This window comes from Kamptonema formosum PCC 10802 (genome assembly GCF_000332335.1).
GTDB lineage: Bacteria > Cyanobacteriota > Cyanobacteriia > Cyanobacteriales > Oscillatoriaceae > Oscillatoria.
Genome location: NZ_KB235949.1, coordinates 14570 through 15003 on the forward strand (window position 1 = coordinate 14570; position 434 = coordinate 15003).

Sequence of the window (434 nt, forward strand, 5' to 3'; positions counted from 1 at the left end):
GAGATCCTCTGGGTCAGACGATTGGGACAGAATATGATGCCAATGGCAATACGATTGCGGTCACGGATGCTTTGGGGCACGTCACTCGCTATAACTACGACCCTCTAAATCGCCAAATTGCGTTTACGGACGCTCTCAACAAAACGACGGCCACAGCTTATGATGCTGTCGGCAATGTCCTTTCTGTCACTGACCCAGGTCTGAACACTACGGCGTTCACTTACGATGATTTGGACCGGCTGGTTGAGGAAACTAATCAGCTGGGGCTAAAGCGTGCTTACACTTATGATGCCGCCGGCAACCAGCTGACAGCTACTGACCGCAATAATCGCGTCCGCAAGTTTGTCTATGATGAGCTTAACCGGCTTTCTTCTGAGCAGTGGCTGGATGCCGGTGGAAATGCCGCCCGCACAATTACTTATACTTTCGATGCG

At 51.4% G+C, this 434-nt stretch carries 1 pseudogene; it reads left to right on the forward strand.

From position 1 onward, the window contains the following. Positions 1–434: pseudogene (locus tag OSC10802_RS42620) on the forward strand (hypothetical protein); the annotation flags it as partial.